The 3,513-nt window shown below is 75.9% G+C and carries 4 protein-coding genes and 1 pseudogene; 1 reads left to right on the top strand and 4 read right to left on the bottom strand.

Annotation, left to right across the window (positions count from 1 at the left end):
• Positions 1-504 (bottom strand): annotated as a pseudogene (locus tag ATM99_RS19070) (hypothetical protein); the annotation flags it as partial.
• A 209-nt stretch (positions 505-713) separates the two neighbouring features.
• Between ATM99_RS19070 and ATM99_RS15285 the strand changes: the two are divergent.
• Positions 714-1,361: a DUF1345 domain-containing protein gene (locus ATM99_RS15285; protein ID WP_150118323.1), complete on the top strand. Its 648-nt coding sequence runs from the start codon at positions 714-716 to the stop codon at positions 1,359-1,361.
• A gap of 31 nt (positions 1,362-1,392) precedes the next feature.
• Here ATM99_RS15285 and ATM99_RS15280 read toward each other — a convergent pair whose 3' ends face one another.
• From ATM99_RS15280 to purS, 3 genes are read right to left on the bottom strand one after another with little or no spacing between them, the layout of a single operon-like run.
• Positions 1,393-2,394: a GNAT family N-acetyltransferase gene (locus ATM99_RS15280; protein ID WP_062103721.1), complete on the bottom strand. Its 1,002-nt coding sequence runs from the start codon at positions 2,392-2,394 to the stop codon at positions 1,393-1,395.
• A 26-nt stretch (positions 2,395-2,420) separates the two neighbouring features.
• Positions 2,421-3,116 carry a phosphoribosylformylglycinamidine synthase subunit PurQ gene (gene purQ / locus ATM99_RS15275; protein ID WP_062103720.1) on the bottom strand — a complete coding sequence of 232 codons (696 nt, stop codon included), beginning with the start codon at positions 3,114-3,116 and terminating at the stop codon, positions 2,421-2,423.
• On the bottom strand, positions 3,116-3,403 hold the full coding sequence (gene purS, locus ATM99_RS15270; protein ID WP_046529196.1) for a phosphoribosylformylglycinamidine synthase subunit PurS: 288 nt from the start codon (positions 3,401-3,403) through the stop codon (positions 3,116-3,118). Before purS ends, purQ begins: the two co-directional genes overlap by 1 nt.
• Positions 3,404-3,513: the final 110 nt, after the last annotated feature.

Raw genomic sequence — 3,513 nt, 5'->3', positions numbered from 1 at the left:
GCTCCGCCCCCGCGCGGCCTCGCCCCACCGCTGCCCGTAGCCGAGCAGCGTCACGATCACCAGCACCTCGGCGAGGTAGTACACGACGAGCGCCGCGAGGCTGGGCGCGAACGCGGAGCCGACGTCGTCGTGCAGCCGCGCCGCCTCGGCGAGCGGCTTCCACTCGTGCGTCAGCGCCGCGCGCGACCCGACGGCGAGCACCAGAGCCGCGGCGGCGTACGCGGCACGACGCGCGCGCCCGGGACCCACGGGCGCCGCCACGGGGTCGTCGGCTCGCCACGGCGCGTGCCGCAGGAGCAGCAGCGCCCCGGCGAGCCACCCGGCGGCCGTGACGAGCCAGTGCACGGCCGGCGCCCACCGGTCGCCGACGGCGCCGCGGATCGCACCGTCGAGCGCGAGGCCGACCACGAGCTCCCACCCGAAGACCGCGAACGCGTACAGCGCCAGGTTCCGCCACCGGGACGCCGTGCCGAGGTCGGGCGCGGGGCGGGTGCTCGTCGACATGGCCCGACACTGGCAGCGGCCGGGCGCCGCGGCCCGGGACCTCCGTCCGCCCGGCACTCGCCGGGACCGTCCAGGTGAGGCGCCGACCGCCGCCCGGGCGGTCGACGCACCTGCCCGGTCACCCCCGCCCGCGCCGCTCCGGACCGCGCACCGCGCCGGTTCCGAGCCGGTTCCGTGCGGGCACGGCCGAGGCGCTGTTGGATGGGGCCGTGGCCAGGGACGTCGCGCGGGGAGACGTGACACCGGCGACGCGGCTCGTGGTCGCCGCCGTCGCGGGCGTCGCCGTGTCGCTCGTCGTCCAGACGGCCGTCCCGTGGTCGTCGGTCGTCGCCGCCGTGCTGGGCGGGTGGGCCACCACCGGGCTCGTCTACGCGGTGTGGACGTGGTCGTTCTGCTGGCCGCTCGACGCCGAGCAGACACGCACGCACGCGACGCGCGAGGAGCCGACCCGGTTCGCGACGCACGCGATCGTGCTGGTCGCCGGGGTCATGAGCCTCGTCGGCGTGGGCGTCGTCCTCGCGACGCACGACCGGGGGCGCGTCGTCGCGCTCGCCGCCGCGCTCGTCGCGGTCGTCGCGTCCTGGACCTCGCTGCACACCGTCTACGCGATGCGGTACGCCCGCATGTGGTTCACGCCGCCCGCGGGCGGGATCGACTTCCACCAGGCCGGGCCGCCGCGGTACTCCGACTTCGCGTACGTCGCGTTCACCGTCGCCATGAGCTTCGCGATGTCCGACCCCGACGTCGGGTCGTCGGACCTGCGCCGCACCGTGCTGGCGCACGCGCTGCTGTCCTACACGTTCGGCACCGTCATCGTCGCGCTGCTGGTCAACGTGGTCGCGGGCCTCACGCCGTAGCGCGGCACGGCGCGGTCCCGACCGGCGCGCGTCACAGGTCGCGCGCGAACCACAGGCACACGGGCAACGCCTCCCAGCCCGCCACGGGCCGCACCGGCCAGTACCCGAGCGACCGGTACAACGCGATCGCGGCGGGCTGCCGGATGCCGGTGTCGAGCACCACGCGGCGCAGGCCGCGCTCACGCGCCGCGTCCTCGACGTGCCGCACGAGCCGGCGGGCGAGCCCGGCGCCGCGCGCCGCAGGAGCGACGTACACGCGCTTGAGCTCACCGGCGTCGTCACCCCACGCGGCGGCGGACCGCAGGGTCGCGCACGCCACGGGTGCGCCGTCGCGTCGCAGCAGCACCGTCGTCAGCGCCGTGCCGCCGTGGTCGGCGTCGAGCAGCGCGAACGCCGCGGGTCCGTCGAGCGCGTGCTCGGGGTACAGCGGCGCGAGCTCGTCGACCATCGCGCGCCGCAGCGCGACCGCGTCGGGGTGGTCCCACGCGACCTGCTCGACGTCGACCGTCACCTCGGGCCGCGCGCCCGGGCGGTCACGGACGACGGGGGCGGCGGGGGCGGTCAGGTCACGCTCGAAGCAGCGCGAGTCGACGACGCCCACGTACTCGCCGTAGTTCTCGACCGGCACGTACCCCGCCGCGAGGTACAGGCCGATCGCCTCGGGCTGCAGCACCCCGGTCTCCAGCACGAGCCGCGTGCACCCGTGCGTGCGGGCCGCGAGCTCGAGCTCGGCCAGCACGCGGCGCGACAACCCGCGCCCGCGGGCGTCAGGGCGCACGTACATGCGCTTGACCTCGCCCGTGCCCGCGCCCAGCCCGGCGGACACGTCGCGCAGCACCCCGCACGCGACGGCAGCGCCGTCGAGGCGCACGAGCACCGTCACGACGATCCCGTCGCCGGTCATGGCGTGCCCGATGTCGTCGTCGCCGTAGCGCTCGCGCAGCTCGGCCTGCTGCGCGACGCGCAACGCGTGCGCCTCGGCGTCGTCCCACGCCACGCGCTCGACGCGCACGTCGCCGAGACGATCCGCCACGTCGTGCTCCGGAGGTCGGCGCGCGGTCAGGAGACGAGCGCCTGCAGGACCGAGGTGAAGAACCGCAGACCGTCGGTGCCGCTGCGCGGGCCGGCCGGGCCGTCGGGCCCGAAACCGGCCTCGACGGCGTGCTCGGGGTGCGGCATGAGGCCGACGACGTTGCCCGCGGCGTTGCTGATGCCCGCGATGTCGCGACGCGAGCCGTTGGGGTTGCCGCCCTGGTAGCGGAAGACGACGCGCCCCTCGCCCTCGAGCTCGTCGAGCGTGCGCTCGTCGGCGACGTACTGGCCGTCCTGGTTCTTCAGCGGGATCGTGATCCGCTCGCCCGGCGCGTACGCGCGCGTCCACGCGGTGTCGGCGTTCTCGACGCTGAGCACCTGCTCACGGCACACGAAGTGCAGGTGGTCGTTCTTGATCATCGACCCCGGCAGCAGGTGCGCCTCGGTGAGGACCTGGAACCCGTTGCAGATGCCCAGCACGGGCAGCCCCTTGCCCGCGGCGTCGACGACCTCGCCCATGACGGGCGCGAACCGGCTGATGGCGCCGGCACGCAGGTAGTCGCCGTAGGAGAAGCCGCCCGGCAGCACGACCGCGTCGACGCCCTTGAGGTCGGCGTCCGCGTGCCACAGCGCGACCGGCTCGCCGCCGGCCAGGCGCACCGCGCGCGCCGCGTCCCGGTCGTCGAGCGTGCCGGGGAACGTGACGACCCCGATGCGACCCATCAGGCCAGGCCCTGCGACGAGACGGTCGCGGCCGCGTCGGCCTCGATGTCCGCGACGCGCACGACGTCCTCGATGACGGGGTTCGACAGCACCTGCTCGGCGGCGGCCGCGGCGGCCTCGAGGACCTCGGGCGTCACGGGCCCGTCGACCTCGAGCTCGAACCGCTTGCCCTGACGCACGGACGTGAACTGCCCGAACCCGAGCCGCGGCAGCGCACCGGCCACGGCCTTGCCCTGCGGGTCGAGGATCTCGGGCTTCGGCATGACGTCGACGACGACTCGTCCCACGGGTGTGCTCCCTGGTTCGCGACGGTGGGGGGTCGGTGCTGATCCTACGGCCCGGGCCGCACGCGCCCGGCGCACGTCCACGCGCACGTCCACGCCCGCGAGCACGCCCG

It is taken from the genome of Cellulomonas sp. B6 (assembly GCF_001462455.1).
Classification (GTDB): domain Bacteria; phylum Actinomycetota; class Actinomycetes; order Actinomycetales; family Cellulomonadaceae; genus Cellulomonas.
The sequence above is the reverse complement of the archived record's forward strand: the minus strand, read 5'-3'. Positions and strand labels throughout refer to the sequence as shown.

Bases quoted from the DNA above. Each gene is read 5' to 3' on its own strand.
- purQ (WP_062103720.1), bottom strand. From the start codon at position 3,116: ATGGGTCGCATCGGGGTCGTCACGTTCCCCGGCACGCTCGACGACCGG.